Below are 5,093 nucleotides of genomic sequence, written 5' to 3'. Positions count from 1 at the left end.
GCAGGGCGGCCTCGACCGCGAGCGGGCCGGGCGTCAGCGGGCGGCGCCCGGCATCCCCGACAGCGCCGCCGTCGGCCGTGGGCGTCATGCCCGCACCCACTGGTCCGGGTCGGGGACGAACGAGATGATCAGTTGGTCGCCGCGCAGCCGGGCAGTGCTCACCTCGCAGCGACGCAGCGCGGCCGGCAGCGCAACGGCGCGGCGGAACGCGCCCACGGTCACCACCAGGTCGTCGCCCAGCCGGGCGAGATCGACGCTCGATCCGTCGACGAACGGCAGCCCGAACGACAGCGCGAAGCCCTCCTCCGTGCGCTCCACCCGGGGCTGCCCGCCGACGGAGCCACCCAGCGCGGAACCGAGCACGCCGGCCGGGTCTAGTTCGCCGTAGGCGGCCGCGCCGAAGGCCGCGAGTTCCTCCATGCCGATCGGTTCCCCGGGGCGGTAGCCCACCGGCAGGACCGGCGTCGGCGAGAACGCGTCGCGGATGTCGGCGAGGGTCTCCCGGTGCGCCGCAGCCCAGCCGGCCCGCCAGGCATCACCACCGACCGGGGACAGGATGCGGTTCACCACGACGCTGTCGAGGGTGTATCCGTGCAGGGCCAGGGCGGTGAGGCTGCCCCGGGCGGCGCTCAGCGAGCCGCTCTCCGGCGTGAGGACCAGCCGGACACTGGTGGACGCGTGGTCGGTGAGGATCGCCCGCAGGTCGACGGCGGCCCGGTGCACCCGGGAGACGGTGTCGTACGCGGGCGCGGCGAGGCTGCCCCAGCGACCGCCGAGCGCTGCGGCCCACCCGAAGCCGGGTCGCAGCCAGCGGGCGAACGCGCCGTCGGGCGGCAGCAGCCGCCGGCAGTACCACGACAGCGTCTCCGGGAAGGCCAGCAGCCGCAGCAGGCCGGCGACCGGCCCACCGTCGACGATCACAATGTCGTGCTCGCCGCCGGTCAGCCGGTCCCGCAGCTCCAGCAGCATCAGCGTCTCGATGGCGCCCGGCAGGAACGCGAGCTCCTCGAGCTCGACCGGGTCGACGTCGATCGCCGGCCAGGCATCGGCCAGCACCGCACGCACCGCCGGCCAGCGGGCGGCGACGACGCGGCGCAGGTCGACCTGCTGGGCGACGAGTCCGGGCTCGAGCTCCGTCGGATCCGGTCCGAGGGGATGGTCGAGCACGCCGGCGAGGCCGGCCGCCGGGTCGACGGACAGCAGCAGGGTGCGGTGCCCCCGCTGGGCGGCGAGCACCGCCGACGCCGCCGCCACCGTCGTGGTACCGGCGCCGCCCTTACCCGTGACGAGCACACAGCGCACGCGCGTTCAGCTCTCGACGTGCTTCTTGAGGTCCTTCACGGCGGCGTCGACGATGCCGCTCTGCACCTTGCGTCGCAGCAGGCCAGGGATCTTGATCTTGGTCTCGGCGGTGAGGTCGTAGGTGACCTCCGTGGTGCCGTCACCGAGATCGCGCAGCGTGTAGCTGCCGTCCTGGGACGACATCGCCTCGCCCTCCACCATGGACCAGGTGACCTGTTCGTCGCCGGTCCAGGTGTACTCGTTGACGAACTCGTCCTTCACCACGACAGCGTTGATCCGGAAGCGTGCGCGCCGCGGGCGGCCTTCGGGGCCGACCTCGAGCACCTCGGCCTCCTCGATCTGGCCGACCCAGGTCGGGTAGGCGGGGATGTCAGCGATCGCGCCCATCACCGCAGCCGGCCGGGCGTTGATGACGATCTTCGATTGGGCGTGGTCCGCCATGGAGAGATGCACCTCCACATTCGTTCAAGCACGTCTGAAGGAGCGCGGCGTCGCCGGCCCATCGGTTCCCGGATCCCCGGGTCCCCCAAGGTGCCGGATCATCCCCGACCGATCGCCTGAGGCTACCGGAACATGGGCCGCATACCGGCGAGCGGCTGGCTACCACTCCAGGACGAAGGGCGTTCCCCGGGCGTTGAAATGGCCGACGTTCACGCATCGCGTTGCGCCGACCTCGAGGCGGGCGGTGAGAGGCTGGTGCACGTGGCCGAACAGCACGTAACGCGGCCGGCTGTCATGAATGGCCGCCAGGATGGCGGCGCTGCCCCGCTCGAAACGACGCGCCGTCACGTCGTAGACCAGCTCCGGCAGGTGCGGCGGAATGTGGCAGCACAGCACGTCGACCTCGCCGAGGGCGACCACCTTGGCGGCGAAGACGTCCTCGTCGATCTCGTACGGGGTGCGCATCGGCGTGCGCAGCCCGCCGCCGACGAAACCGAACCGCCAGCCGCCGATGTCGACGGCCTGCCCGTCGAGCAGGGTGATGCCCTCGCGCAGGAACTCCGGGTACAGATGGGGCAGGTCGACATTGCCGAACGTCAGGTAGGTCGGCGTCGGGAAGGCGGCGAACAGCTGCGCGTACTGCCGGCGGACGGCGTCCTCGACGATCCGCGTGCGGTCGCCGCCCAGGCGCGCCCACAGCGAGCGGGACCACTCCCGCGCCTCGTCGAAACGCTGCGCGGTGCGCAGCTCGACCATCCGGCCGACCGCCTCGGCGCCGAACAGATCTCCCATGATCCCGCGACTGTGGTCCCGGTAGTCGATGAAGAGAACCAGGTCACCGAGGCAGATGAAGGCGTCGGCGCCCTCGGCGGCGGCGGGCAGGGCGTCCGCGCGGCCGTGCACGTCGCTCACCACGTGGACCCGCATGACAGCAGCCTAAGGCCGCGAAGGGGTCCTCCGGCCCGACCCGGAGGTGCCGGTACGCGCCCGTGCGCCGGGGCGGGCGGACCGACCCCGCGGCGCCGGGAACCCCGCGCCGAGGCTGGAACCCGCCCGTGGACGGGGCACCCGGTGGATCTCCGCGGTACGGTCGCCAACGTACGCCGAGGCCGCTAACGTCTGGGGCCCCGGGACAGTCCAGCCGCTGGCCCATCGCGTCGCCGTCCGGCGGGCAACCGAGGCGTCCGACGCACGCCCGCGAACTGGTAGGAGCAGCAGTGCGCGAGTTCACCTCCGCCCCTCTGGTCACCATCGCCGACCGTGCGACGCTGACCGACGCGGTGTTCAGCAACGCGGACCTCACCCCCGACAAAATCCTCCTGCGGCACAAGGTCGGCGGCGAGTACGTCGGGATCACGGTCGCCGAGTTCCGCGACGCGGTCGTCGACGTCGGCCGCGGGCTCGTCGCCCGCGGGGTGGGCCCCGGCGGGCGGGTGGGCATTCTCAGCCGGACCCGGTACGAGTGGACCCTGCTCGACTTCGCGACGTGGGCCGCCGGCGCCGTCACCGTGCCGATCTACGAGACGTCCAGCCCGGCCCAGATCGAGTGGATCCTGCGCGACTCGGCGATCGAGCTGCTCGTCGTGGAGGACGCGGAGCTCGCCGAGCGGGTGGCACTGGTCCGCCCGCAGGCACCGGTGCTGCGCGAGGTGCTGGTGATCGACGACGGCGCGGTCGAGGCGCTGCGGGCCGCGGGGGCGGACGTCGATCCCGAACGGCTCAGCGCGGCGCGCGCGGGCCTCACCGCCGACAGCCTGGCGACGATCATCTACACGTCCGGGACGACCGCGCAGCCGAAAGGCTGCGAGATCACCCACCGGGCGCTGCTGTTCGTCGCCGAGGCGTCGATCGCCATGCTGCCCCAGGTGTTCTCGTCGGACTCCGCCACCCTGCTGTTCCTGCCGCTCGCGCATGTCTTCGCGCGGATGCTCCAGGTCGGCGCGGTCCAGAGCGGCCAGAACCTCGCGTTCTCCCCGGACACCCGCACCCTGCTCGCCGACCTGGCGCTGACCCGACCGAGCTTCGTGCTCGCCGTCCCCCGGGTGTTCGAGAAGGTCCACGCCGGGGCGCGCAACAAGGCGCATGCCGACGGCCGGGGCCGGATCTTCGACGCCGCCGAGGCCACCGCCATCGCGTACAGCGAGGCCCTCGACGACGGCGGCCCCGGCCTGGCGCTGCGCCTGCGGCACCGGGTGTTCGACACGCTGGTCTACGGCAAGCTGCGGGCCGCCCTCGGCGGCAACGCCCGCTACGCGATCAGCGGCGGGGCGCCGCTGGGCGTGCGGCTCGGGCACTTCTTCCGCGGCATCGGCTTCACGGTCGTGGAGGGCTACGGCCTGACCGAGACCACCGCCCCGGCGACGGCGAACCGACCGGAGACGGTCCGGATGGGCACCGTCGGCCAGCCGCTGCCCGGCGTCACCGTGCGCATTGCCGAGGACGGCGAGATCCTCATCCGGGGGCCGCTGCTGTTCCGCGCGTACCACAACAACGAGGCCGCCACGAAAGAGGCGCTCGACGCCGAGGGCTTCCTGCACACCGGCGACCTCGGCAGCCTCGACGACGACGGCTACCTGCGGGTCACCGGCCGCAAGAAGGAGCTGCTGGTCACCGCCGGCGGCAAGAACGTCGCCCCGGCGCCGCTGGAACACGTCATCCAGTCGAACCCGGTGGTCAGCCAGGCGATGCTGGTCGGCGACGGGAGGCCGTTCATCGCGGCGTTGATCACCATTGATCCGGAGGCGTTCGAGCGCTGGCGCGACGGTGCCGGCAAGCCCGCCACGGCCGAGGTCGCGGACCTCGTCGACGATCCCGACCTGCGCGCCGAGGTCCAACGCGCGGTGGACGCGGCGAACCTCACCGTCTCCCGCGCGGAGAGCATCCGCCGGTTCGTGATCCTCCCGCAGGACTTCACCGTGGAGGGCGGCGAGCTCACCCCCAGTCTGAAGGTCCGCCGATCCCTGGTGCTCGAGCGTTTCGCCACCGCGGTCCAGAGCCTCTACCCCGACGACCGCCGCTGACCGGTCGCTGGCGGCTGGGCGCTGTCGGGGGGTCGGGGGTCGGGGGGGTCGGTGGTCGGGGGGCCCCAGCATGAGCGGCCGGACACGACCTGGCGCCTAGGGACGCTCGGTGGCAGTGTCGCTGCCCGCGCCGATGTCGTCGCCGCCGGCGAGCAGGCCGCGCAGTTCGCCGGCGAGGACGTCCCAGCGCCAACGCCGCAGGACCCAGTCCCGGCCGGCGGCGCCCATCGCCGCCGCCCGGCCCGGGTCGGCGAGCAGATCCCCGACCGCGGCCCGCACCTGGTCGAGGTCGGTGCCTTCCACGACCCGGCCCGTACGGCCGTCGAGCAC

General features: G+C 73.1%; 5 protein-coding genes. 1 reads left to right on the top strand and 4 read right to left on the bottom strand.

The annotated features are described in order from the left end of the window. Window positions 1-84: 84 nt before the first annotated feature. The 3 genes from MXD58_RS19540 to MXD58_RS19530 form a co-directional block, all read right to left on the bottom strand. Window positions 85-1,302: an ArsA family ATPase gene (locus tag MXD58_RS19540; RefSeq protein ID WP_248837232.1), complete on the bottom strand. Its 1,218-nt coding sequence runs from the start codon at window positions 1,300-1,302 to the stop codon at window positions 85-87. 6 nt (window positions 1,303-1,308) lie between these two features. Continuing rightward, entirely contained in the window at window positions 1,309-1,743 is a 435-nt protein-coding gene (locus MXD58_RS19535) for an SRPBCC family protein (RefSeq protein WP_248837231.1), read from the bottom strand. Between the two features lie 159 nt (window positions 1,744-1,902). Beyond that, window positions 1,903-2,670, bottom strand: a complete 768-nt coding sequence (locus tag MXD58_RS19530; RefSeq protein ID WP_248837230.1) for a metallophosphoesterase family protein — start codon at window positions 2,668-2,670, stop codon at window positions 1,903-1,905. Window positions 2,671-2,960: 290 nt separating this feature from the next. Here MXD58_RS19530 and MXD58_RS19525 point away from each other — a divergent pair, with 290 nt between their 5' ends. After that, complete coding sequence (locus tag MXD58_RS19525; protein ID WP_248837229.1) at window positions 2,961-4,763, top strand: AMP-dependent synthetase/ligase; 1,803 nt, start codon at window positions 2,961-2,963, stop codon at window positions 4,761-4,763. Between the two features lie 96 nt (window positions 4,764-4,859). Here the strand turns inward: MXD58_RS19525 and MXD58_RS19520 are convergent. Continuing rightward, the coding region (locus MXD58_RS19520; protein WP_250609693.1) for a glycosyltransferase at window positions 4,860-5,093 on the bottom strand (234 nt) is incomplete at its 5' end.

Origin of the sequence: Frankia sp. AgKG'84/4 (assembly GCF_023242965.2) — a bacterium.
Taxonomy (GTDB): Bacteria; Actinomycetota; Actinomycetes; order Frankiales; family Frankiaceae; genus Frankia.
Note: the sequence above shows the minus strand (reverse complement) of the source record. Positions and strands in the feature narration are given on the sequence as shown.

Bases quoted from the DNA above. Each gene is read 5' to 3' on its own strand.
- MXD58_RS19530 (WP_248837230.1), bottom strand. From the start codon at position 2,670: ATGCGGGTCCACGTGGTGAGCGACGTGCACGGCCGCGCGGACGCCCTG.
- MXD58_RS19535 (WP_248837231.1), bottom strand. From the start codon at position 1,743: ATGGCGGACCACGCCCAATCGAAGATCGTCATCAACGCCCGGCCGGCT.